Raw genomic sequence first — 23,136 nt, 5'->3', positions numbered from 1 at the left:
CGGGAACGATGGCACGCTGTGTTCCCGCCGTTCTTGCACGGTATCCACGTGACGACAACCTCACGACAGACGATGGCGGCCGCCGCGGCGACCGTTGTGATCTCAGCGCTGGCGGTGGTGCCCGCCGCACCCGCCACGGCCGGCAACCCGAAGTCCTGCGGGCCCGACGCCTCGCTGCTCGGCTTCTCCGACGCGCTCGACAAGACCACGTTCCAGGGCACCCAGGTCGCGGGGCTGTCCGCGCTGGCGCCGGCCCGGGGCTCGCGGGCGCTGGCGCTGGTCGACAACATCGGCACCACCCCGGCTCGCATCTACGACGTGGACCTGGCCCGCAAGGCCGTCCGCGGGGTCACTTTCCTGACTCGAGCGGACGGGACGGCGTACACGGGAACCGATTTTGACGGTGAGGGGCTCGTGGTCGAGCGGTCCGGGCGGACCGTGCTGGCCAGCTCCGAGCGGGAACCGTCGATCCGCCGGTTCGGACTCGCGGACGGCCGGGAAATCGCCTCGCTGCCGGTGCCGGCGCGGTTCCAGGTGACGCCGGCCGGCCAGGCGGCGGTCAACCAGACCTTCGAGGCGTTGGCCACCACCCCGGACCGCCGGGTGCTCTACGCCGGCATGGAGGGCCCGCTGGCCGGCGACGGCGGCGGGCACCGGATCATCCGGTACGAGAAGGACAAACCGATTTCTCAGTACGCGTACCGCACCGACCCGGCGCTGGGCCTGGTCGAGCTGGTGGCACTCGGCGACGACCAGTTGCTCGCCCTGGAGCGGGGCTTCACCGCGGGCGTCGGCAACACCGTACGGATCTATCGGGTCTCGGCCACCGGCGCGCCCGACGTGACCGGGGTCGAGTCGCTGACGACGCTTACCGACCCGCGTGCCTGGCTCGGCAAGGAACTGCTGGTCGACCTCGTGAACTGCCCGCCTTCCGGCGCGACCGCGAAGCAGCCGCAGCCCAACCCGCTGCTCGACAACGTCGAGGGGATGGCGCTCGGCGAGCGGCTGCCCGGCGGCCGTCGCGTGCTGCACCTGATCTCCGACGACAACGGCAGCGCCACCCAGATCACCCGGCTCTACAAGCTGGCCGTCACGATCCGCCCGACGGCGACGCTGCGGGGGCGGGCGATCCTGTCCGCCACGGCCTACCAGCCCGGCCCGGTCTCCGGCACGCAGCTGGACCCGGCCACGGTCAACGGCATCACCCCGCCGTTCCCCGGCCAGCCGATCCCCGGTTTCTCCGCCGTGATCCCGGCCGACGCCGGTGACCGGTCCGGCCGCCACCTGCTCGCCATGCCGGACAACGGTTTCGGCGCGAAGAACAACTCGGCCGACTTCCTGCTCCGCGCCTACCGCATCGACCCGGACTACCGCACGCACAAGGTCGACGTCCGCGGCTTCATCAGCTTCCGCGACCCCGACCGCAAGGTGCCGTTCCCGATCGTCAACGCGAACACCAAGGACCGGCTGCTGACCGGGGCCGACTTCGACATCGAGTCGCTGGCCCGGGACTACCGCGGTGACCTGTGGCTGGGCGAGGAGTTCGGGCCGTACCTGGTCCGCACCGACCGCACCGGCAAGGTGTTGCAGGCGCCCGTCCCGCTGCCCGACGGCGGCAAGTCGCCCCAGTCGCCGGACCTGGCGCCGGGGGAGACCGCGACCGTGCCGGCCAGCCGCGGCTTCGAGGCGATGGCGGTCAGCCGCGACGGCAAGACGCTCTACCCGATCCTCGAGGGCGCCCGCACCGACGACCCCGACCAGCGCCGCCGGATCGTGTACGAGTTCGACGTACGGGCCAACCGCTACACCGGCCGCACCTGGACCTTCCGCGTCGACGATCCGTCGCTCGTGGTGGGTGACGCCGCGGTGCTGGACGGCCGGCAGCTGCTGTTGATCGAGCGGGACAACGCGATGGGCCCGCAGTCCGCGGTCAAGCGTCTGGTCGTCACGGACCTCGACGAGGCCGGCGCCGCCGGTGTCCTCCCGCGACGCACCGCCGTCGACCTGATGCGCATCGCCGACCCGTCCGGCGTGTCCACCCCGGCCCGCCCGAACGAGTACGGCGTCGGTCCGCTGTTCTCGTTCCCGCTGCAGTCGGTCGAGTCGGTCCTGCCGCTCTCCGGCGACAAGGTGCTGGTGGCCAACGACAACAACTTCCCCGGCAACGACGGCCGCATTCCCGGCCGTGCCGACGACACTGAGCTGATCGTCGTCGACGTCCCCGGCCTGCGCTAGACACCATCCACGAACCCGCCCGGCCAAGCCGTCCCGGGCGGGTTCCGTACCGCCGGAAGGCACGACAAGATGCGTTACCAGTACAGCTAGGCCGGGCCGCTACCAGTGCAGCCGCAACGTCAACAGGTACGAAGCGGCGGCCGCGTTACGTCCTCCCGCCGGCGTCATGCCGTGCCGCTCTCCACCGTCGTCCACACCGTGGCCATGGTCGCGACCGGCACCCTCATGCTGGTTCTCGCCGCGTTCCTGCTCGGCCTCGTCCTGGCCCTGCAGCGCATTGATCAGCTCGCTGCGGCGGGGACCTTCCGCCGTCCGAGACCAGGACGCCGGAGGGCCGGGCCGGTCAGCTCTGTACCACTGTTCGTCGGCGCGATGAACTTGTAGCCGACCTGCCGGACAGTGCCGATCATCGACTCGCAGCGAGGGCCGAGTTTGGCCCGGATCCGTCGCACGTGCACGTCGACGGTTCGTGTGCCGCCGAAGTAGTCGTAGCCCCAGACCTCACGCAGCAGCTGGTCGCGGCTGTACACCCGGCCGGGCTGCTGGGCCAGGTATTTCAGCAGCTCGAACTCCTTGTAGGTCAGTGCCAGGAGCTCTCCACGGAGCCTGATCGTGTAGCTGTGGGGGTCGATTGTCAGGTCGCCGATGCTGATCAGTTCGTCGGCCGCCTCGCTGCCGGCTGCGTGCCGGTCCGCGATCAGGTTCAGGCGGGCTGCCACCTCGGCCGGTCCCGCGGTGGTCAGTACGAAGTCGTCGATGCACCAGTCGGCTCCGACAGCGGCCAGGCCTGCTTCACGAACCAGGATGATCACCGGGGCGTTGAGCCCGTTCGCGCGGAGAGCGTGGCAGGTGGTACGTGCATGGCTCAACTCGGCGGAGGCGTCGACCAAGACGGCGGACAGGTGGGGATCCTGCACAGCCTCGGCCCATTTGTCATGGGGCGAGACCTGGACGTCGAACGGCAACAGATCCAGTACGGGCAGGACGTCGAGGTGACGGTCTGTCAGCAGGCAAAGTCTCATGACGTACCTTCCGTAGCGGCCCGGACCGCGCCCACGCTAAACGCGAACTGTTTCTGCTGCATATCGCGCCGATGCACGCAGACGACACTCGCAACATCAGACCAGCGGCAGCGGATCGCTCTCGCTCCTCCGCGCTGGACGGCCAGTCCGCGGGCCGGCCCTCCCTACGCTCGACGGCTGGGGGAACGGACAGGCCACTCAGGTTGTCCGTCCCGCGACCGATCAGCATAGGGGTTGGTACTGCGAGCGGGAGGACACGGACGTGTCGGATCAGACAACCACCACGGGGAGCGCGGACGAGCTTCTGGCCGAGCTCCAGAGCCAGGTCGAGGCGTACGAACGCGGATCGGCCACGGCCGAGTACAGCCCGGAGGGCCGGATCCTGCGGGCCAACGATGCCTTCGCCGAGCTGGTGGGCGCCGACCCGGCCGAGATCGTGGGCACCGAACACCGCTCGCTGGTATCGCCCGAAGTGTCCGGGTCGGCCGAGTACGCCGGTCTGTGGGAACAGCTGCGTTCCGGCAGCAACCATACGGGTGAGTTCCGGCTGCTCTGGCAGGGCAGCGGCGACCGGTGGATCCGCTCGAGCTGGGTGCCGGTGAAGAACCGCGCCGGCCAGGTCGTCAAGGTGATCGAGCACGCCCTCGACGTGACCGAGGGCAAGCGGGCCGCAGCCGACGCGCAGGGCAAGATCCAGGCGATTTCCCGCTCCCAGGCGGTGATCGAGTTCGACCTCGACGGCCACATCCTGGACGCCAACGAGAACTTCCTGGCCGTGGTCGGGTACGGCGCGGACGAGGTGATCGGCCGGCACCACCGGATGTTCGTGTCGCCCGACACGGCGGAGTCCGCCGAGTACGCGGACTTCTGGCGCCGGCTGCGGCAGGGCGAGTTCGTCTCAGGGGAGTTCCACCGCTACGGCAAGCAGGGCCGCGACGTCTGGCTTCAGGCCACCTACAACCCGATCTTCGGCCCTGACGGCAAGCCGTGGAAGGTGGTCAAGTTCGCCAGCGACGTGACCGAGGCCAAGACCCGCAACGCCGACTTCGAGGGCAAGGTGACCGCGATCCGGCGCTCGCAGGCGGTCATCGAGTTCGACCTCGAGGGAACCGTGCTGGAGGCCAACGACGTGTTCCTCGGCCTGATGGGTTACCGCTTGGAGGAGATCGTCGGCCGGCATCATCGGATCTTCGTCGACGCCGCGGAGGCGGACCGGCCGGAGTACCGGGCCTTCTGGGAGAAGCTGGGCCGGGGGGAGTTCCACTCCGCCGAGTACCGGCGTATCGCCAAGGACGGCCGGGAGGTGTGGATCCGGGCGACGTACAACCCGATCCTCGACGCCGACGGCAAGCCGGTGAAGGTGGTGAAGTTCGCCAACGACGTGACGGCCGAGAAGCTGCGCAACGTCGAGTACGCCGGTCGGCTGGCCGCGATCGACCGCTCCCAGGCGGTGATCGAGTTCGACCTGGACGGCCGGATCCTCACGGCCAACGAGAACTTCCTGAACACCGTCGGGTATGCGCTGGAGGAGATCGTCGGGCGGCACCACTCGATGTTCTGCACCGACGAGTACGCCGCCTCCGACGAGTACCGGGACCTGTGGGCGCGTCTGCGCAACGGTGAGTTCCGTTCCGGCCGTTTCCACCGGCGCGGCAAGGACGGCCGTGACGTCTGGCTCCAGTCCAGCTACAACCCGATTCTGGACCTGTCCGGCCGGCCGGTGAAGGTGATCAAGTACGCCTACGACGTCACCGAGCAGGTCCGGCTCGAAGAGCAGTTGAACGCCCGCGCCGAGCACCTGAGCGTGCCCGCGTAGCCGAACCGGCCGTACGCCCGAGCCATGGGATGCCGAGGGGTTGTTCACCCACGTCCCGGCCCGAGATAACGCGCTCGACGACGCAGAGCCGGCCGTGCCCGACCCGGTAGAGGCGTGCATCACTCGCGAAGCCTGCGGGTGGGCGGTGCAGGGCACCGCCCTTGCGAGGAATCGGGCCGTAGCCGCTCTCGCCGCCTGCTCGTTCACCGGGTGCAACGACCGGGCGATGGCGGTCGTCGGCGTCCTGCTGGTTGTCGTGCCGCTGGCCTGCTGGCAGATGTTCCGGTACTTCTGGACGGGGGACCACGAACCCAAGGGCCACCCCGGCTGGTACGTCGCAGGTTATGCGGTGCTGTGCTTGATCCTCGCGGTGTCCATCCTCTGGATGCCGGCCCCCAGCCACTCGTCGCGGCGGTCCAGGCCTGACCGGTCGAGCGGGTACGGGGATGGGCACCGCACCACGCCGACGTGGAGAAGGTGGGGTCGTTGCCCACCTCGTATTTGTCAGGCGGAGCGGCTGCGGGCGGCGGGGACCCGGCCGGCGCGGCCGGGTCCCCGCGTCACCTCACGGGTTGACTGTCAGCACGGTCTGACCGATGGGCGCCGTGCCGTCGCCGTAGACGACCGCGCCCAGATACCGGGTCCCGGCTGTAAGGCCGGTCCAGGCGGCGGTCACCCGGGCGGGCTCGCCCCGCGTGACCGGCTGGGTGGCCGGGGTGACCGTCAGGTTCCCCGCGGCGGTGTCGCCGACGACCCAGGAGTGCAGCACCGCGTCCTGCTCGGTCACTCCGGCCGGAACAGCGAACTGCACGACGTAGATGTCGTACGAACCGGCCGGCAGTGTGATCTCCTCCTCCGCGGTCCCGCCGCCGCTCGACCCGGCCGGCGTGTTGGTGCCGGCGCGGTAGGCGAACAGGTCCAGGTCGGTGCCGGCCGGGTGATCGGCGTCGAAGGTGGCCACCCGGGCCAGGCGGGTGCCGGCCGGCACGGTGAGCGTCACCTTGGTCACCGCGGGTGTCTCGGCCGGCGCGCCGGTGTCGAAATCGGTCTCCGTGCCGACCAGGCGGCGCCGCTCGACGGTGGAGGCGACCAGGCCGGCCGGTGCGGCGGTCAGCGTGCCGGAGAACCCGGGCGTGACCGGCAGCGTCGCCGACCCGCTGACGCCGGTGCCCTCGACCTCGGCCGGGGCCGCGAGGGCAACCGGCCGTACGGCGATCGGACTGCGGACGTCGGACGAGACGAGCCCGCCCGACCCGGCCTTGTTGACCCACGTGAGCGCGCCGAAGGACCACTGGCCGACGGGCGCGTCGGTGCGGGTGACGGTGACCTTGTAGGACACCGACTTGCCGGGCAGGATGGCGAACCGCTGGGGCGTGACCGTCACGGTCGTACCGGCCGGCGCCTGGATCTTCGCCTCGTAGAGCCCCGGCAGTTTGCTGACGTTCTTCACCGTACGGGTGATGGTCTGCTTGCCGGCCAGGTCACCGACCGCGATCGACGGGTAGTTGAGATCGCTCGGGTCCCTCGAACCGTACTGATCGCAGGCCGAACCGGTGGCCCCGGCGCCGCAGACGAAGCGGATCCAGTCGGGGTAGGCCGAGTCGTAGACCAGGCCCGGACGGTAGGCCCGGCCGGGCCGCACGTGCCCCGCGCCGAAGTCCAGCGGCGTCGCCGGCGTGCCGGCCCGCTGGATCGGCTGACCGGCGTTGTCCGTCTGACCGGCCGTGGTCATCATCGCCGATTTGATCCACATCGGTGACCAGCCGGGGTTCTCGCCGGCCATCAGGGCGGCCAGGCCGGCGATGTGCGGGCTCGACATCGAGGTGCCGGAGTACGCGTCCCACGTACGGCCGTTGTTGTTGGGCGGGGCGACCGGTGCCACCACGTCGACGCCGGGCGCCGTGATGTCCGGCTTGAGCAGGTCGCCGCCGCCCGCCAGGGCGGGACCGCGGGACGAGAAGGCCGCCATCTCGGGTGCCCGGACCTTGACCTGGGTGCTGGCCGACAGCGACGCGGTGGCCCCCGCCGCGGCCGCGTACGCCTTGATCGCCAGCCCGGCCGCGCTGTTGACGTGGACGGTCGGGACGAAGTGGTAGTCGGCGTTGACCGAGTTGTCGGGGTTGTTGTAGAGGATCATCCCGACGCCGCCGGCCTGTCGCACAGCGAGGCTCTTGTCGGTACGGCTGTTACCGCCGCGCAGGCACAGGACGATCTTGCCGGCCACCTTGGCCGGATCGAGCCGGCCGGAGTAGCACAGCCCGACCTCGTTGGCCGGAGCCCCGGCCAGGCCGGCCTGCGGCGAGTCGATCAGCGGGGCGGACGGCACGGCCGGTCCCTGCCCCACGCCCTGGTAGGTGACGCCGTTGCCCAGCGTCACGGACTTCTCGGCGCCGCGGTCGTGGGTGCTGGCGGCCACGGTGGTGATCCACGGCGAGTTGTGCGCGACGGTGCCGGCGGCCGGGCCGCTGTTGCCGGCCGAAGCGGCGACGAACACGCCCGCGTTGGCCGCGTTGAGGAAGGCCAGCTCGACCGGGTCGACGAACGACGACGTGGAACCCGAGATCGAATAGTTGATCACGTCGACCCCGTCGGCCACGGCGTCGTTGATCGCCGCCACCAGGTCGACGGTCGACCCGCTGCCGCTTCCGGTGCCCTGGTCCCACAACACCTTGTAGACGGCGAGGCGGGCGGCCGGGGCCATGCCCGACGCGTCGCCGACGACGCGGCCGTCGATCGTGGCCGGGACGTCATGGTTGCCGACAGCCGTACCGGCCGTGTGCGAGCCGTGGCCGTTGTAGTCGCGCGGCGACCGGAACTCGCGTTCGTTGGTCTCGTCGAGCGAGCCCTCGGTGTAGTAGCGGGCTCCGATCAGCTTGTTGTTGCAGGTGACAGTGCGCGCCGGGTCGGTCTCCTCGCCCCGCTGGCACACGCCGCGCCACTTCGCGTCGATGGTGCGCTGGTCCGGCCGTGGGCTGGGCAGCGCGGCGAAGGCCGGGTTCTCCGGCCAGATGCCGGTGTCGAGCACGCCGACGATCACGCCGAGGCCGGCCTTGGACGGGCCGCCGAACTCGCGCTGCCACACGCCGCCGCGACCGGTCAGCCCCAGCATCTCCGGTGTGGAGATCGTGTCGGCCTTGTGCACGGTGTTCTTCGACACGGCGAGCACACCGGGACTTTGTCGCAGTGCCTGCGCCTCGCCGGCCGACAACCGCGCCGCGTAACCACTGAACGCGACGTCGTACTCGTAGACCGCCTCCGAGGCTGACAGGCCGACCCGCTTCTGCGTCCGCTGCCGCTCGGATCTCAGATGCGCCCGGTACGCCTTGACGGCGTTGCTGGCCAGGTCGACCTTGCCGCCCGGAGCGGGGCGGGTCGCGGGAATACCCGTCACACCGCCGGTGTACGCGGCGACGGGCGGTGCTGCCAACTGCACGATGTAGAGGCTCGTGGCCACCGCCGGTGCGCTGCGGGCAGCGCCGGCGCCGCCGGCCACGAGTGCCACCGACGCCGCGGCCGCGACGGCGAACTGAACGGATCTTCTGGGTGACACGGGCATCCTCCCGGTTGCGAACAATCGTTCACATTGAGCGGAGCCTATTCGTGTCCATCGAGGTTCGTGAAGATGTGGCGGTGATGCCCGTACGGACGGAGGATGGCCGGGTGACCGCGAAAGTGCGCACTTTGACCGGGACCGTGACGGCCGGGGCCGAGCATCAATGCCTGTTGCTCGAGGGCTATCTGCTGGTCGGAGGTGACCGCGCGGTGATCCGGGCCGGCGCACGCCTCACGGTGACCGGCCGGGTCGTGCCCGATCTGGTGACGACCTGCCAGCAGGGCATCCCATTGGTCGTGACGTCGGTCCGATCCGCCACCGAGTAACGGCTCGGCTCATTTCTGACCGCGGGCGCGGGCGTACTTGGCGCGGAACTTCTCCACCCGGCCCGCCGTGTCCAGCAAGCGGGTGCGGCCGGTCCAGAACGGGTGACTGGCCGCCGAGATCTCCACGTCCACAACCGGGTAGGTGTTGCCGTCCTCCCAGACGATCGTCTTGTCGCTGGTCGCCGTGGAACGGGTGAGGAAGGCATAGTCGGCACTGCGGTCGCGGAAAACCACGTAGCCGTACGCGGGATGGATGTTCTTCTTCATGATGTCTCCCCTGGGGTGACGTGCTGGTAGCGGCGCTCGCAGCACACTTCGGTGATCTGACGCCCGGTCACGATGCGGCTCCTTCCGTGACCGTGGCCGGCTCCTGGTCGCCCTCGAGCGGGAAGTAGCCGGCGAACGGGTCGGGCAGGGTGCGCCAGCCGTCGACCCCGCCGGCGATCTCGGCGTCGGTGAGCAAGCAGCTCTCCAGCAGCGCGGTCATGGCGTCCACGTCGAGGTCGAAGCCGATGAACGACAGGACGGTGGCACGGTCGCCGTAGTACGGGTCCCAGGTGGCGTCGGCGGCCAGCCGTCGCATGTCACTCGCCTCGTCCCAGCGCTGCTGGGGCAGGCTGACGAGCCATCGGCCGAGGTTGCCGAGCATCAGGTCGCCGCCGGCGGACTCCCAGCTGACGGCCGTGCCGGGCTGCGAGGCGATCCACAGCTGGCCGCGACCGCGTAGCGCCTCGCCGGACAGGTCGTCCAAGGCGTCGTGCAGTCGTTGCGGATGGAACGGGCGGCGGCTGTGGAACAGCATCGCGTTGACCCGGTGATCGCCGACCGGGTCGTGGAGGCCGATCGGGTAGCCCTCCAGGGCTCGCCCGGCCATGCCCGGCACGGCCGGGTCGTGCCGGCCGGTACGCAGCAGGCGGGCGGCGAGATCGGCTTCGCCGGCCGCAGGACTGCCGTCCGCGCGGACCCGAGTCGCCCACGGGGCCAACCGGTGCAGCAGTGCCGTGATGTGGTCACGCTCGAGCACGTCAGCCTGCGAGGTACCCCAGAGCACGACCGTGTCGGCGAACTCGATCTGACGGCTGATCACCTCGGCCACGCCACGGCGGTCGTTGCCGGCCGCGTGCCGGCCGCGGTCGCGGAGATCATCGGTGCTGGTCAGGTCGTCGATCAACGTGGTGGCATCCACGACGGTGACGTAGGAGTCGAGACGAACCGCGTCCGTGACGGCTATGCCGTCGCAGGTCGAGACGGCGCAGACGGCGGCGACGGCCTCAGGTTCGACGGCGGGCGGCAGTGCCAGGACCAGGTCGCTGCCGGGGTGCCGGCGACTCGTCCGCACGAGGGTGGGGACGACGTCTTCCCGCAAGGTGCAGGACACGCAACCGTGCACCAGTTCCGTGTGGTCCTCCTCGAGGACCCGGGTCGCGGTGCGGACCGTGCGCCGTACGACGCCGTCGACGATCCCGGCGAGGTCGTGCGTGATGAGGATCAGCGACGGGTCGGTGACCAGCAGGCTACGGGCCACGACGTCGGTGGCTGCGGGAGAGAAGCCGGCGAGCACGGTCACATGCGGACGAGGGTCGGTCATGCCCCCCATCTTGTTGGAAACGATTTTCATTGTAAAGTCACGGCATGTCATTCGTCTGTGATGTCACCGGCAAGCAACCGTCGTTCGGCAACAACGTCTCGCACTCGCACCGCCGCACGCGGCGGCGCTGGAATCCCAACGTGCAACGTCGTCGGTACTACCTGCCCGCCGAAGGCCGGCACGTGCGCCTGAACGTCAGCACCACCGGGATCAAGATCATTGATCGGGACGGCATCGAGGCTGTCGTGGCCCGGCTGCGGGCACGCGGGGCGCAACTCTGATGGCCGCGCCGAGCTCAGCGCCCGGCATTTCGAGCGCCGGGCCGAGCTCAAGCGGGCCATTGCCGCGCCGGCGACGGACCCCGACGCCCGGGCCGAGGCGGTGCGCCGGCTGGCCGCGTTGCCCCGCGACTCGAGCCCGTCGCGGCGGCGTAGCCGTGACATGGTGGACGGGCGGCCGCGGGGAGTGCTCAGCCGCTTCGGGCTGTCCCGGGTGCGCTTTCGCCAGATGGTCCACGAGGGCGAGCTGCCCGGCGTCCGCAAGGCGTCGTGGTGAGGGAATGCAAGAAGCCACGGACCTGATGCAGGAGCGGCTCCGCTCACGGTTGCGCCGCGCCTCGATCGGGCCTCGCCTGCTCGCCGCCCGGTCGGGACCATGGCCCAGGACCGGACGGGACTTTCGGCCCTGACCGGCCGGCGGTGTGATCACCAGACTCGGGGGCATCCGTGGAAAGGACCCCGCCGTGGACGCGCTCGATCTGGCCCGATGGCAGTTCGGCATCATCACCGTCTACCACTTCCTGTTCGTGCCGATCACCATCGGCATGTCGGCCCTGGTGGCCGGCCTGCAGACCGCCTGGGTGCGCACCGGCAAGGAGCACTACCTGCGCGCCACCAAGTTCTGGGGCAAGCTGTTCCTGATCAATTTCGCGATGGGCGTGGTCACCGGCATCGTGCAGGAGTTCCAGTTCGGCATGAACTGGAGCGACTACTCCCGCTTCGTCGGCGACATCTTCGGCGCCCCGCTCGCGATCGAGGGGCTGCTCGCCTTCTTCCTGGAGTCGACGTTCCTCGGCCTGTGGATCTTCGGCTGGGACCGGCTGCCCCGCAAGGTGCACCTCGCGACGATCTGGCTGGCCTCGGCCGGGACGCTGCTCTCGGCGTACTTCATCCTGGCCGCCAACTCCTGGATGCAGCACCCGGTCGGGTTCGAGGTGAACACCGAGTCCGGCCGCGCGGAGCTGCACAGCATCTGGGCCGTGCTGACCAACTCGACCACGCTGGTCACGTTCCCGCACACGATCACGGCCTGCTTCCTGACCGGCGGCGCGGTGCTGCTCGCGGTCAGCGCGTGGCACCTCAAGCGCCGCAACCAGGTCGAGGTGTTCCGGCCCAGCCTCAAGCTCGGCGCCTGGGTCGTGCTCATCGCCGGCGTCGGCGTGCTGATCACCGGTGACCTGCAGGCGCGCATCATGACCGAGCAGCAGCCGATGAAGATGGCCGCGGCCGAGGCGCTCTACGACACGTCGAAGCCCGCGAGCTTCTCGATCTTCACCATCGGGTCGCTCGACGGCGACGAGGAACTGGCGAGCGTGCGCATCCCGTCGCTGCTGTCGTTCATGGCTACCGGCAGCCCGAGCGGTGAGGTCGAGGGGATCAACAACCTGCAGACCGAGTACGCCGAGAAGTACGGCCCCGGCGATTACAAGCCGTACGTGCCGGTCACGTACTGGTCGTTCCGCCTGATGATCGGGTTCGGCGGCCTGGCCGTGCTGGTCGCGCTGGCTGCGCTCTGGGCCACCCGGCGTGGCCGGGCGCCGACCAACCGGTGGCTGTGGCTCGCGGCGATCGCCTCGATCGGGATGCCGCTGGCGGCCAACTCGTTCGGCTGGATCTTCACCGAGATGGGCCGGCAGCCGTGGAGCGTGTTCGGCGTGCTCAAGACCGCGGACAGTGTGTCCCCGTCGGTCGGCGCCGGGACGGTGGCCACCTCGCTGATCGTGCTCACAGTCCTCTACGGAGTTCTTGCCGTCGTCGAGGTCGGGCTTTTCGTCCGGTACGCGCGAGCCGGCGCCCCTGCGGTGGAGGAACACACCGACGACCCCGACCGCCCGCTGGCGTTCGCTTACTGAGAGGCCGGTCATGGAACTCACCACCGTCTGGTTCGCGCTGATCGCGGTCCTCTGGGCCGGCTACTTCCTGCTCGAAGGCTTCGACTTCGGCGTCGGCATGCTGCTGCCCGTGCTCGCCCGCGACAACCGCGAGCGCCGCCTGCTCATCAACACGATCGGCCCGGTGTGGGACGGCAACGAGGTGTGGCTGCTGGTGGCCGGCGGTGCCACCTTCGCCGCGTTTCCCGAGTGGTACGCCACCCTGTTCTCCGGCTTCTACCTGCCGCTGCTGCTCATCCTGGTCGCGCTGATCCTGCGCGGGGTCGCCTTCGAGTACCGGGGCAAGCGCGACGACGACACCTGGCGCAAGCGTTGGGACGCCTGCATCATCGGCGGCAGCCTCGTTCCGGCGATCCTGTGGGGCGTCGCCTTCGGCAACATCGTGCGAGGCGTACGCCTGGACGCGAACCACGAGTACGTCGGCAGCTTCTTCGACCTGCTCAACCCGTACGCGCTGCTCGGGGGACTGACCACGCTGACGCTGTTCCTGTTGCACGGCGCGGTGTTCCTGGCTCTCAAGACCGGCGGCGAGATGCGGGAGCGGGCGGGACGGCTGGCCGAGCGCCTTGCCCCGGCCGCGATCCTGATCGCCGGTGGGTTCCTTGCCTGGACGGCGAGCACCCATCACGACGTCGCCGGCTGGCTGCTGTTCGCAGCGGCCGCGCTCGCGTTGGCCGGTGCCGCGCTCGCCACCCGCGCCCGCCGCGAAGGCTGGGCCTTCCTCGCCACCGGGGCCACGCTCGTGATCGCCGTCGCCGGCTTGTTCGTGACGCTGTTCCCGGACGTGATGCCGTCCAGCATCGCCGCGGCCAACAGCCTCACCGTCGACAACGCGGCGTCCACGCCGTACACGCTCAAGGTGATGACCTGGGTCGCGGTTGCCTTCACCCCGATCGTGCTGGCCTACCAGGGCTGGACGTACTGGGTGTTCCGCAAGCGTCTCACGATCGAACGGATCCCGGTGTGAAGCCCTTGGACCCGCGGCTGTTGCGGTACGCCCGCACCACCCGCACCTACCTCGTCGCCACGGTGGCCCTGGGCGTCCTGCTGGCCGGGCTGATCGTCGCCCAGGCGACGCTGCTCGCCCACGGCATCACCGCCGTGTTCCTCGACGGCGCCGGTCCGGGCGTCCTCCTTCCGCTGGCCGCTGTGGTCGCCGCCCGGGCCGTCGTGGCGTGGGCGCAGGAGGCCACCGCGGCCCGCTCGTCGGCCGCGGTCAAGAGCGAACTGCGCGGACGACTGCTGGCCCACCTGGCCGCGCTCGGCCCCGGCCGCGGTCCGGACACCGGCGCGGTCACCACGCTGATCACCCGCGGGCTGGACGCGCTGGACGCCTACTTCGCCCGCTACCTGCCGCAGCTCGTGCTGGCCGCCCTCGTCCCGGCCGTCGTGCTGGCCCGGCTGCTGCCGGCCGACCTCACCGCCACCGTGACCATCATGGTCACCCTGCCGCTGATCCCGGTCTTCATGGCGCTGGTCGGAATGCACACCGAGGCGGCCAACCGCCGCCAGTTCCGGCTGCTCTCGCGCCTGTCGCACCACTTCCTCGACGTGGTGGCCGGGCTGACCACGCTCAAGGTCTTCGGACGGGCCGGCGCCCAGGCCGCGACGATCCGCCGGGTCAGCGCCGAGCAGCGCCGGCTCACCATGCGGACCCTGCGCGTCGCGTTCCTCTCCTCGCTGGTCCTCGAGCTGCTGGCCACGCTGTCGGTGGCGCTGGTCGCGGTCGGTATCGGCCTGCGCCTGGTCTCCGGCCACCTCGACCTCACCACCGCGCTGCTCGTGCTGATCCTGGCCCCGGAGGCGTACCTGCCGCTGCGCCAAGTGGGCGCGCACTACCACGCCAGCGCTGAGGGCCTGGCCGCCGCCGAGGAGGCCTTCGCCCTGCTGGAAACCCCGGTGCCCGCTCCGGGCACGGCGCCCGCGCCGACCGGCCGCATCGTGTTCGACGACGTCGTCGTCCGGTACCGCGACCGTGAAGCCCTGCGCCTGTCCGCCGCGGTGGAACCCGGCGAGGTCGTGGCGCTCACCGGCCCGAGCGGCTGCGGGAAGTCGACCGCGCTGAACGTCCTGCTCGGCTTCGTCACCCCGGACGAGGGCCGCATCACCGTCGGCGGCGTCGACCTCGCCACTGTCGACGTGGACGCCTGGCGGTCCACAATCGCGTGGGTGCCGCAGCGGCCATATCTTTTCGCCGGCACCATCCGCGACAACATCGCCCTTGGCCGCACGCCGATCCCGATGCCCCCGCCGCCCACCGCCTTCGCCCACTGCTTCACCGGAACCGCCCCCACGGCACCCGGCCCCGATGTGACCGCCGCAGCCCGGCTCGCGGGGGCGGACGAGTTCGTCGCCGCGCTGCCCGACGGCTACGACACTGTGCTCGGTGACGACGGTGCCGGGCTGTCCGCCGGTCAGCGGCAGCGGATCGCGCTGGCCCGCGCCTTCCTGCGCGACGCCCCGATCGTGCTGCTCGACGAGCCCACCGCCAACCTCGACGCCGGCACCGCCGCCGAGGTCATGGACGCGATCCGGCGGCTCGCCCACGGCCGTACGGTGGTCATGGCCGCCCACCGCCCGGAGCTGATCGCCTTGGCCGACCGCAGCATCGATCTGACCCCGTTCCCGGTCAGTGCCGATCCCATCCTTCCGGCCGGTGCCGGTCTCGCTCTTCCGGCAGGTGCCCGATGAGCTGGATGCGCCTGTTGCGTACCGCCGCCGCGCCCGCTACCGGCGGCCTGGTGCTCGCCGCTCTCGCCGGCGCCGGGGCAGCCGGGGCGGCCGTCGGGCTCATGGCCGTCTCCGCCTGGCTGATCTCCCGCGCCGCCCTCCATCCGCCGGTGCTGCATCTCATGGTCGCCATCGTGGCGGTCCGCGCGTTCGGGTTGAGCCGCGGCGTCCTGCGCTACGCCGAACGGCTGGCCGGCCACGACGCCGCGCTGCGCGTGCTCGGCCGGCTCCGGGCCCGCGTCTTCACCCACCTGGCCGAACTGGCCCCGGCCGGGCTCACCGGATACCGCCGCGCCGACCTGGCCCAGCGACTGTCGGCCGACGTGGACGCCGTGCTCGACATGCTGACCCGGGTCCTGCTGCCCTACGCGGTCGCGGCCATCGTCGGCGCCGGCTCGGTGGTGCTGGTCGGCGCGTACTCCGCGGCGGCGGGACTCGCGCTCGCGGCCGGCCTGCTGCTCGTCGGTGTCCTCGTGCCCGTGCTGCAGTCCCGCGCGGCCCGCCTCGCCGACGGTCGCCGGGCGCCGTTGCGCGCCGAGCTCGCCACCGGCACGGCGGATCTCTTGCACGGACTGCCGGACCTGCTCGCGTACGGCGCCACCGGCGACCGTCTGGCGCGACTCGCCGGCGTGGACGCGCGGCTGCGCCGGGCCGAGCAACGCTCCAGTGCCATGGCCGGCCTCGCCGCCGCTGTCACCGCCCTCGCGACCGGCATCTGCGTGCTGGTCGGGCTCGCCGCCGGCGCGGTCGCGGTCCGCTCCGGCACGCTCCACGGTGAACTGCTCGCTGTCGTCGTCCTGACCCCGCTCGCCGTCTTCGAGACCGCCGCCGGCCTGCCCGCCGCGGCGCAGCACTTCGCCGCCGGCCGCGCCTCGATGCGCCGGCTGGCCGACGTGCTGTCCGCAGCGCCGCCGGTCATCGCCTCAGCCACACCGGTCGACGTCCCCGACGGCCCGCACACTCTTCGCCTCGAAGCGGTCGAGGCCGCCTGGACCCCGGGCCGTCCGGTCCTGCACGGCATCGACCTCGAGCTCGCCCCCGGCGACCGGGTTGCGCTGACCGGCCCGAGCGGCAGCGGCAAGAGCACCGTCGCCGCGCTGCTCGTCCGCTTCCTCGACCCCACCGCCGGCCGGGTCACCCTCGACGGCATCGACGTGCGCCGGATCGCCCCCGGACGTCTCCGGCAGATCGTCGGCTACCTGCCCGAGGACGCCTATCTGTTCGACTCCACCATCGCCGCCAACCTGCGGATCGCCCGCCCCGATGCCACCGACGACCAGCTGCGCGGCGCCCTGGCCGAGGCCCGGCTGCTGGACTGGGTCGACACCCTGCCCGACGGCCTCGAGACGCTGGTCGGCGAGCACGGCCGCGAGCTGTCCGGCGGCCAGCGCCGTCGCCTTGCCCTGGCCCGCGCCCTGCTGGCCGACTTCCGCGTCCTGATCCTCGACGAGCCCACCGAACACCTCGACGACGCCACCGCCCGGGCACTTCTCGACGACCTCCTGGCCGCGGCCGGTGATCGCACGGTCCTCGTGATCAGTCACCGGACGGACGTCGCCGCTCGGGTGGACCGCTGCATCGACCTGAGCCGGCGCGCAGTCGCAGCGCCGGCAGCCCTTTGAGCCGCCGGACGACGTGATCGGCCGGCCGGTGCCCGGAGCAGATCAGCACGCCGGCTGTGCCCGGGCGGACGTCGCCCCGCCCGCGACGCCTCGGCCGATGGACGGAGGTCCGGACGGCGGGTCCGGATGGGAACGCTAGTCGCTGGTGCTGCGGTCGCTGATGACCTTCCCACCGAGTCCGGACCGAGAGGTCGGTTGTCCGACCAATTCGACGAGAATTTCGTCGCGACAATCGTCGCCGAACACGGCAGCGACGGCTTCAGTGAAGGCAGAGACGAGTTGCGCAACGACTCGGGCTGCATCCTCGCGTGCGAATACTTCCTCGCGCATGCCGAAGGTGACCGAGGGTGCGGCAGTAGTGAGCACCGCTCCGGCGCGAGCCCATCGCCCGGCAGGGATGCCGAGGAGCCTGACATCCACCGAACTTCGGGCCCACTCGCCATATACGGAGACGACGGCGCTGGTCAGCTCCCTGATAAGCCCGGGTTCACGTCCGGTGAGCTCTTCCTCGAGCGCGTAGAGCGTCACGTGGGGCATCGGCAGCTCCTCAATGTCAGAGAAGAACGGCTGGACTGCGACCGGTTGTCTGCGACCAAGCAGCATAGGCCCGGACCGTGTCATCGGCAGGTTCGGATGTCGCCCCGCCGAGGAACATCACCCCAGGTAGTTCGTCGTCTCAGCTGGATCGGCTTGCTGCGGATGTGATCGTGACTTCGGCGGCGTAGCCGGCCCGGTCGCCGGCCGATGGTGGCGTGGCCTTTGCGGGTGGCGCGACCTCGCGAGCCTGGCGATCGTCCATCGCTGATCGCCGTCAAGGGCGCTGACCGGGCCTTGCCGGCGTCAGGATTCTGCGGCGGTTCAGATCCTGCTGCTGGGCGAGGAAATCGTGAGCGCCTGTTCGAGGCGGACGAGTTTCTCGTCGCGCCCGGGCGGGGCTCCGACGGCCACCAAGGTGAGTCGCAGGTGCTCGAGTGGGCGTTTCGGCAGCTGGTCGAATGCTTCGTGCGTCAGCGGCATCCGCCTGGCGGCGAGGTCCGCCAGGACCGAGGCGGCGGGTTGCTTGGTCAGCCACCGTTTAGCGGCAATGGAGTGTTCGGCGGTGGCTATGTCGTGACGCAGCGCCAACAGACCGACTGGCAGGTCGACTCCGGCCGGGCCCATGATCTCGTCCGGGCGCCGGTTGATCCGGCACCGTTCACGCCGACCCGGCTTCGGATGATCGGGGTCGCTGCAGGCCGGGCAGTCGAGCCAGGCCGGCGCCCTGCACGAGGACGGTCCCGCCGTTCGCGGCCACAGCGGCAGTCCCGTCCGCGCCGTCGCGCAGCCGGCCGGACAGAATGACCGCGATCGTCCGGCCCTCGCGAACCCGCGCCGCGCTGAGCAGCAATGGGTCCACGGGACGGATGTGGTGCACCAGCTAATCGGGCAGCCGGCGGTGGTCCGACGAGGAAAAAGGCAGCGTTGCCCAGGTGACGAGGTCGCCGCCGTCGAGCAGGAAACCCCAGCTGCTGGCCGAAGCGTGAATCAGTGTCAGATCGAGGTTCGTGTCGGCGTGCGGTGAGCCGCTGTCGAGCATGGTGCCGCTTCGGACCGACAGATACAGGACCTTGTCGTGGTGCAGCACGATGACGGTCATCATCGTGGCGACGTGGTCGCACACGTGATTGACCAAGCCACTGGCGATCAACGTGGCCGGGGCGGCCAGGTGCGGCAGATCCCATACGGCGCAGGCGCCTGTCACGATGTCACGGGCATGCCGGGCCGCGCCCGGCAGCGGTAACAAGACATCATGGAACGGAGGAACAAGGGACAGCAGGGCGTAGCGGACGCGAGCTTCTGCGCGGCTCATGCGCTCGTGCAAGGTGCCCGCTGCCCTCGTACCGGTGGTGTGGCTGGTTGTGTCATGGCGGAGCAACGCTGTCGATCCGCACGTCATCGTGGTGACGTGTGGTGCAAGCGCCGACTGGATCACCGAGGCCTGATCAGATTCGGGCACAGCGGTGAGATCGACGGTCACGTCGCGACGCCGCTTGGTGCTTCGGCGACCGAGCAGAGCACGTAGCGTCGCCACCGAACTGGCGTCGGGCCGTCCTTGCAGGGATATGTGAACGCCGATGCCGCCCGAGTCGATGTGCCAGGTCAGAGGCATAGCCTGGCTACCTGGCGGGGACTGTCGGCTGCCGTCGTCAGGCACCATCGATGACGTAACCTCACGACGGCAAGGCGACTTCGTTGCCTGCGGGTGAGGCACCTGTGCCTCGTGGTGAGTCCGACGTGGTGCGTCCGAGTTTCGTCGACATCCAGGGCGCGTACCCCGCCATGACCCGCACATGCCGATCACGCGAGTTCAACGACATATGCTCACCGACGGCTGCCGCTGTCCGCCCCGAGCGCCGCAGCGACCTTCTGCAGCAGCTCGTACGCGGTGAAAGGCTTCTCCACGAACGTTATGCCCTCGTCGAGGACGTGGGTCTTGTCGAGCAGGCCATTGCTGTAGCCCGACATGTACACCACGGGCAGCTCCGGATTCTGTTCGTGGAGCAGAGCGGCCAGCCGGGGGCCGGACATCTCCGGCATGATCACATCGGTCAGCAGCAGGTCGCAGCCGTACTCGGCGTACAGGCGCAGGGCTTCGGGGCCGCCGCCGGCCGCGCGCACGTGATAGCCGCCAGTGGCGAGTATGCGGGTCACGACGCGGGCGAGAGCCTGCTCGTCCTCGACGACGAGCACGGTGCTGCCGTCGCCGGAGGCCGGCGCCTCGCAGTGGCTGGAGCCAGTTTCTGTCGAGGCCGAGGTCGTGACACGCACAGACCCTGCCACCCGCCTCCGTCTCGCTTCGCCGCAGCCGATGAGATCGGCAGGCTCAGCAGTCGACGGTCTTCGAGAAGGCGACAACGCCCCAGGTGCCGTTGTTCTCCTTGACCCGCAGAATGCCCTTGTTCTTCTCAACTGCAAACCCGCAGTACAGCTTGTTGGTCTTGAGGTGCACGAGGCCCGGCTCGGCGCGCAGGGTCAGCGTCTGAGTACCGCTGCTCCACTGCCGCGTGCCGTCGGTCTCCCAGCCCCACTGAGTGGTGATGGAGATCCTGGAGCCGTGGTTGTTGCCGAAGTAGTACATGGCGTTGTAGTTGCCGTCCGCGGTCTTCTGGGCGCAGACCTGGTAATGAATGCTGGTCCGGGCGGTCTTCTGCAGGCCGCAGTTGGGGGCCGCCGACGCGGGGGAGGCCACTGTGAGGGGTGCTGCGGCGATGCCGGCGCCGATCACGAGCGCCGCCACGCGCCGCTGGGCATTGGAAAAGATCATTGCGGCATCATTGCCGGATGTTGATCTTTCTGTCCAGTTCCGAGAAACATGCATAACCTCACACAACATCCTTACGCGTTGCGGATGGTGAGCTGGTCATGCCAGGCGTCAGCGCGAGCATGTGGGGACGAACTCCTGTGTATACCGCGGCATCGCCTTATCCGTTGACGCGTGAGCGTGCCGGTGCGGCCACTACGTCATCGCGACTGTCCAACTGCCTCAGCGGCGGTGGCTGGCCTGCCGGTTTGCGACGCTGCTGGGGGTTACGGGTCGCTACAGATGGCCCTTTGCCTCGCGACGGCCGAGTTCAGGTGGGCGTATGCCCCGCCGGGCTGGGGCGAGACGTCTGAGCTGGACACGACGCCGATACAGAATCGGACTGCCGGTTTTCGCCGGGCATGTCCAGCGGTGGGTCGAACGCAGCTGCGTAGGGGTGCCGTACGGCGAGCGGCACGGTGGCTTGGGCGGTGCCGGAGGCGGTGGCGCCGGCGGCGATGGCGTGGCCGGCTCGCAGGCTCGGTTGGGCGACGTCGACGCCTTCGGGAGTGACGAGGGAAGCGGTAGGCCACCTCGACCGTGGCGTCGACGGGGGCGGTACCCGTGATTCGGCAGTGGACGGACCACATGCACCGTCTGATCAGTTCCGGTCGGGGTGGGCGTGAAGTCATCGGCTCGGTCTGAGCGTGCCCCGCGCACCGGACGGCAAGGCATGGAACCGTCATGCCAGTTAGGGGGCGGCAACCGTGTTCGCGTTCGGCGCGAACTTCTCTCTACAGCGACCACCCAGATGCTGACCTTCTGTTTCCAGACCACCACATAGACCGGGGGGGGGGGCTTCGATGGCGCTTGGTCGCGCGCGCGACGAGCGGACGCAGGTCTTCGCGAATGCGGGCGGGTCGATCACCGCGGAGACGTCTGCCGTGGTGCAGCGAGTGCGAGGCGCCGCCGAGGGAGGCCGGCTGCTGCACCCCCCGGGAGTCTCGTTAAAGAAACTTTAAGGAACGCTTGCTCAGCGTCATGAACTGCTGCCACATCATTGCTCGTACCTCTCGGCACAAGCAGTACTGAGACTAAGAGGAGCCGTGCATGTATCGACGCGGAGTCAGCAGCCGGATGCGCAAGCTGGTGATCGGAGGCGCCGCCGCAGCGCTGCTCGGCTCGGCGCTCGCGCTCGGCACGGGGATGGGCCAGGCCGCCGAACAGGGCAACGCCGGTAACGTCAACGCTTTGGTGCCGGCGCTGGGTTTCAGCCCGGGGGATCCGAACGCGACGGCTGACCGTGTGGGCCCGACCGGGGTGAATGTTCCCGGTCGTTGCCCGCCGACTCAGGCCCAGGTGAACGCGCAGGTGGCGCTCAAGAATGCGAACCTTCCGAGTGGGACGGACTTGGAAAGCCGCATCCAACGTTACGAGAAGACCTTGTCGGCGATTCAAGACTTGAAATGCCCCGCGTCTTCCACGACTTTGCTGGGCCGCTTGAAGTCGTTGACCGCGCTGCGTGGAAACCCGAACGCCGACAACATCCTGCGTGGTCTGGGTGTGAACGAAACGCCGGCGGATAGGGCCGCCGCCCCAGGATCCGGTGACCCGGCCGCGGGTGGAGCCACGGGGAACGCCGGAGCCGGCTCCGGTAACGTCAACGCTTTGGTGCCGGCGCTGGGTTTCAGTCCGGGGGATCCGAACGCGACGGCTGACCGTGTGGGTCCTACCGGGGTGAACGTTCCGGGTCGTTGCCCGCCGACTCAGGCCCAGGTGAACGCGCAAGTGGCGCTCAAGAATGCGAACCTTCCGAGTGGGACGGACCTGGAAAGCCGCATCCAACGTTACGAGAAGACCTTGTCGGCGATTCAAGACTTGAAATGCCCCGCGTCTTCCACGACCTTGCTGGGCCGTTTGAAGTCGTTGACCGCGCTGCGTGGGAACCCGGACGCCGACAACATCCTGCGTGGTCTGGGTGTGAACGAGACGCCGGCGGGATAAAGCCGCGGGGAATGCGGCGCCGCGGGACAACGGCAACCTGATCCTTTGCGGATCCGGATCCACCGCACGGAACCGCCTCGCCGGAGGCCTCGCACCACGGGGGTCTCCGGCGCGTCCGTGTCTGGGCCGTGCGCGCGGTGATCTTCGGCTACTTCGGCACGCTGACCGACCCCGGCGCTGAGGAGTGTCGCGAGCCCCTCGCGTACCGCACCGGCGAGCTGCTCGGCGTCTGCCGGCTCCCGATCCTGGGAGGCGCTGACCGGGAGCTTCGGCGAGCGCGTCATCGGGTCCACGGCGGGACGGAGAGCGGGGCGCCGGTCAGGATGCCGAGGAAGCCGTACGGAGGGTCGCGTTTGGGGTTGACGGCTTGCCGGCCGGGAGGAGATCGGCCAGCAAAGTCTTGACCCGGGTCTCGATCTCGTCGCGGATCGGACGGACGGCTTCGACGCCCTGCCCGGCCGGGTCGTCAAGTTTCCAGTCCTCGTACCGCTTTCCGGGGAAGATCGGGCAGGCGTCGCCGCAGCCCATGGTGATGATGACGTCGGAGTCCTGCGCGACCTCGTACTCGAGGATCTTGGGCTTTTGGTGGGTGATGTCGATGCCGACCTCGCGCATGGCCTCGACGGCGGAGGGGTTGACGGCTTCGGCGGGGGCGGAGCCGGCGGAGCGGACTTCGACGGCGTCTCCGGCGAGGTGGTGCAGCCAGCCGGCGGCCATCTGGGAGCGGCCGGCGTTGTGGACGCAGACGAACAGGACACTGGGCTTGTCACTCATGGCGTTGATCCTTCGA

20 protein-coding genes and 1 pseudogene are annotated in these 23,136 nt (G+C 70.0%); 10 read left to right on the top strand and 11 right to left on the bottom strand.

Translation table 11 applies throughout. The features are described from left to right. Positions 1–48 precede the first annotated feature (48 nt). The gene (locus BKA14_RS18265; protein WP_239093070.1) at positions 49–2,235 is read left to right on the top strand and encodes an esterase-like activity of phytase family protein; all 2,187 of its coding nucleotides are present in this window, start codon (positions 49–51) and stop codon (positions 2,233–2,235) included. 281 nt (positions 2,236–2,516) lie between these two features. Here the strand turns inward: BKA14_RS18265 and BKA14_RS18260 are convergent, their stop codons facing one another. After that, complete coding sequence (locus BKA14_RS18260) at positions 2,517–3,257, bottom strand: response regulator transcription factor (RefSeq protein WP_239093072.1); 741 nt, start codon at positions 3,255–3,257, stop codon at positions 2,517–2,519. A gap of 262 nt (positions 3,258–3,519) precedes the next feature. Between BKA14_RS18260 and BKA14_RS18255 the strand changes: the two genes are divergently transcribed. Further along, entirely contained in the window at positions 3,520–5,073 is a 1,554-nt protein-coding gene (locus tag BKA14_RS18255) for a PAS domain-containing protein (RefSeq protein ID WP_184952136.1), read from the top strand. Between the two features lie 565 nt (positions 5,074–5,638). On the opposite strand, the gene BKA14_RS18250 is transcribed toward BKA14_RS18255, so the two are convergent. After that, complete coding sequence (locus BKA14_RS18250; protein ID WP_239093074.1) at positions 5,639–8,623, bottom strand: S8 family peptidase; 2,985 nt, start codon at positions 8,621–8,623, stop codon at positions 5,639–5,641. Positions 8,624–8,751: 128 nt separating this feature from the next. Between BKA14_RS18250 and BKA14_RS18245 the strand changes: the two are divergent. Then, positions 8,752–8,952: pseudogene (locus BKA14_RS18245) on the top strand (hypothetical protein); the annotation flags it as partial. A gap of 9 nt (positions 8,953–8,961) precedes the next feature. On the opposite strand, the gene BKA14_RS18240 reads toward BKA14_RS18245, so the two are convergent. Together BKA14_RS18240 and BKA14_RS18235 are read right to left on the bottom strand one after the other, a co-directional pair. Continuing rightward, the gene (locus BKA14_RS18240; RefSeq protein ID WP_184952133.1) at positions 8,962–9,219 is read right to left on the bottom strand and encodes a type B 50S ribosomal protein L31; all 258 of its coding nucleotides are present in this window, start codon (positions 9,217–9,219) and stop codon (positions 8,962–8,964) included. 67 nt (positions 9,220–9,286) lie between these two features. After that, on the bottom strand, positions 9,287–10,549 hold the full coding sequence (locus tag BKA14_RS18235) for a CobW family GTP-binding protein (protein WP_438861945.1): 1,263 nt from the start codon (positions 10,547–10,549) through the stop codon (positions 9,287–9,289). Between the two features lie 35 nt (positions 10,550–10,584). On the opposite strand from BKA14_RS18235, the gene rpmB reads away from it, so the two are divergent. The 6 genes from rpmB to cydC all read left to right on the top strand — a co-directional run bounded on the left by rpmB (position 10,585) and on the right by cydC (position 17,062). Further along, a complete protein-coding gene (gene rpmB, locus BKA14_RS18230) occupies positions 10,585–10,821 on the top strand; it encodes a 50S ribosomal protein L28 (RefSeq protein ID WP_184952131.1) in 237 nt (78 codons plus the stop codon). Then, the gene (gene rpsN, locus BKA14_RS18225; protein WP_184956813.1) at positions 10,781–11,095 is read left to right on the top strand and encodes a 30S ribosomal protein S14; all 315 of its coding nucleotides are present in this window, start codon (positions 10,781–10,783) and stop codon (positions 11,093–11,095) included. Before rpmB ends, rpsN begins: the two co-directional genes overlap by 41 nt. Before the next feature lie 187 nt (positions 11,096–11,282). Further along, positions 11,283–12,671 (top strand): cytochrome ubiquinol oxidase subunit I, encoded by a 1,389-nt coding sequence (locus tag BKA14_RS18220; RefSeq protein ID WP_184952130.1) that lies wholly within the window; start codon positions 11,283–11,285, stop codon positions 12,669–12,671. A gap of 10 nt (positions 12,672–12,681) precedes the next feature. Continuing rightward, a complete protein-coding gene (gene cydB / locus BKA14_RS18215; protein ID WP_184952129.1) occupies positions 12,682–13,677 on the top strand; it encodes a cytochrome d ubiquinol oxidase subunit II in 996 nt (331 codons plus the stop codon). Then, positions 13,674–15,401, top strand: coding sequence for a thiol reductant ABC exporter subunit CydD (gene cydD / locus BKA14_RS18210; protein ID WP_184952128.1), 1,728 nt, complete (start codon positions 13,674–13,676; stop codon positions 15,399–15,401). Before cydB ends, cydD begins: the two co-directional genes overlap by 4 nt. Continuing rightward, positions 15,398–17,062, top strand: a complete 1,665-nt coding sequence (gene cydC, locus BKA14_RS18205; protein ID WP_184952127.1) for a thiol reductant ABC exporter subunit CydC — start codon at positions 15,398–15,400, stop codon at positions 17,060–17,062. Before cydD ends, cydC begins: the two co-directional genes overlap by 4 nt. A gap of 135 nt (positions 17,063–17,197) precedes the next feature. Here cydC and BKA14_RS18200 read toward each other — a convergent pair whose 3' ends face one another. The 6 genes from BKA14_RS18200 to BKA14_RS18175 form a co-directional block, all read right to left on the bottom strand. Beyond that, positions 17,198–17,665, bottom strand: coding sequence for a hypothetical protein (locus BKA14_RS18200; RefSeq protein WP_239093078.1), 468 nt, complete (start codon positions 17,663–17,665; stop codon positions 17,198–17,200). Between the two features lie 255 nt (positions 17,666–17,920). Beyond that, positions 17,921–18,223 (bottom strand): hypothetical protein, encoded by a 303-nt coding sequence (locus BKA14_RS18195; protein ID WP_184952126.1) that lies wholly within the window; start codon positions 18,221–18,223, stop codon positions 17,921–17,923. 34 nt (positions 18,224–18,257) lie between these two features. Continuing rightward, positions 18,258–18,458, bottom strand: a complete 201-nt coding sequence (locus BKA14_RS18190) for a chemotaxis protein CheB (RefSeq protein ID WP_239093082.1) — start codon at positions 18,456–18,458, stop codon at positions 18,258–18,260. A 21-nt stretch (positions 18,459–18,479) separates the two neighbouring features. Continuing rightward, complete coding sequence (locus BKA14_RS18185; protein WP_184952125.1) at positions 18,480–19,211, bottom strand: hypothetical protein; 732 nt, start codon at positions 19,209–19,211, stop codon at positions 18,480–18,482. A gap of 212 nt (positions 19,212–19,423) precedes the next feature. Continuing rightward, positions 19,424–19,870 carry a response regulator gene (locus BKA14_RS18180; protein WP_239093083.1) on the bottom strand — a complete coding sequence of 149 codons (447 nt, stop codon included), beginning with the start codon at positions 19,868–19,870 and terminating at the stop codon, positions 19,424–19,426. A 55-nt stretch (positions 19,871–19,925) separates the two neighbouring features. Then, the gene (locus BKA14_RS18175) at positions 19,926–20,366 is read right to left on the bottom strand and encodes a hypothetical protein (RefSeq protein WP_184952123.1); all 441 of its coding nucleotides are present in this window, start codon (positions 20,364–20,366) and stop codon (positions 19,926–19,928) included. Positions 20,367–21,479: 1,113 nt separating this feature from the next. Here BKA14_RS18175 and BKA14_RS18170 point away from each other — a divergent pair. Beyond that, the gene (locus BKA14_RS18170) at positions 21,480–22,346 is read left to right on the top strand and encodes a hypothetical protein (RefSeq protein WP_184952122.1); all 867 of its coding nucleotides are present in this window, start codon (positions 21,480–21,482) and stop codon (positions 22,344–22,346) included. Between the two features lie 318 nt (positions 22,347–22,664). On the opposite strand, the gene BKA14_RS18165 is transcribed toward BKA14_RS18170, so the two are convergent. Continuing rightward, positions 22,665–23,120: an arsenate reductase ArsC gene (locus BKA14_RS18165; RefSeq protein ID WP_184952121.1), complete on the bottom strand. Its 456-nt coding sequence runs from the start codon at positions 23,118–23,120 to the stop codon at positions 22,665–22,667. Positions 23,121–23,136: the final 16 nt, after the last annotated feature.

It is taken from the genome of Paractinoplanes abujensis (assembly GCF_014204895.1).
In the GTDB taxonomy this organism is placed as follows: Bacteria; Actinomycetota; Actinomycetes; order Mycobacteriales; family Micromonosporaceae; genus Actinoplanes; species Actinoplanes abujensis.
This window is presented reverse-complemented; position numbering and strand designations above follow the sequence as displayed.